Annotated in this window: 1 protein-coding gene and 1 pseudogene; both read left to right on the forward strand. The window is 48.3% G+C overall.

Annotation, left to right across the window (positions count from 1 at the left end; all coding sequences use genetic code 11):
* Positions 1-113: 113 nt before the first annotated feature.
* A pseudogene (gene uraD, locus TX77_RS10780) lies at positions 114-583 on the forward strand (2-oxo-4-hydroxy-4-carboxy-5-ureidoimidazoline decarboxylase).
* 35 nt (positions 584-618) lie between these two features.
* Positions 619-814 (forward strand): adenosine deaminase (locus TX77_RS10785; protein ID WP_044505098.1); only part of this gene is annotated, 196 nt, incomplete at its 3' end.

Consider the following 814-nt stretch of genomic DNA (forward strand, 5'->3'; position numbering starts at 1 on the left):
GTTATCTAAACTAACATTGTGTTGATTGCGCTGGACAATACTGCTGAGTGTTTACGGATAAGTGAGTGTGAATGGAGGAAGGTTTAATGATCCAGTTATCGGAATTAAATGAAATGAACCAGAAGGAATTCGTTCTGGCTTTGGGTACTGTATTCGAAAATTCGCCGTGGGTAGCGGAGGGTGTATGGGCATTAAGGCCATTCCAGAGCCGTTCCGGGCTTCATGAGGCGATGCTGCGGATGATTAAGGACTTGCCGGAGGCGCGTCTCCATGCTTTCTACTGCTTGCATCCCGATTTGGCAACGAAACTTAGTATCGGTGAATATTCGACCCGTGAGCAGCAGGGAGCGGGCTTGATAGGCTATCACCGCAGGAATTTGCGGAGTTTGCCGCTGCAAATAAACAGTATATGGAGCAATTCGGGTTTCCTTTCATATACGCCGTGCGGGGCAGCGATAAGTCGGCAATTTGGTCAGCGCTACAGGAACGCCTTGCTCATTCGTCGGAACATGAGTCGAAAGAAGCGATGAAGCAAATTGCAAAAATTACGTCGTTTCGGCTAGAAGATCTTATTGCAGAATAGAGTTGGTGCATCGAAGCGAAGGGAGCGAGGACAGGATGGATGACAAGAGAGTGGAGCAGCTGAAGCGGCTTCCGAAAATTGATCTTCATCTGCATCTGGATGGAAGTGTTAAGCCGGAAACGATTCGCGAACTTGCTCATCAACAGGGCAAACCGCTCCCGGCAGATTCTCATCTGCTGTCTAGGATGCAAATCGATGAGGACTGCACCAATTTGCGCGAATATTTAAGTA

Source organism: Megasphaera massiliensis, assembly GCF_000455225.1.
In the GTDB taxonomy this organism is placed as follows: Bacteria; Bacillota; Negativicutes; order Veillonellales; family Megasphaeraceae; genus Megasphaera; species Megasphaera massiliensis.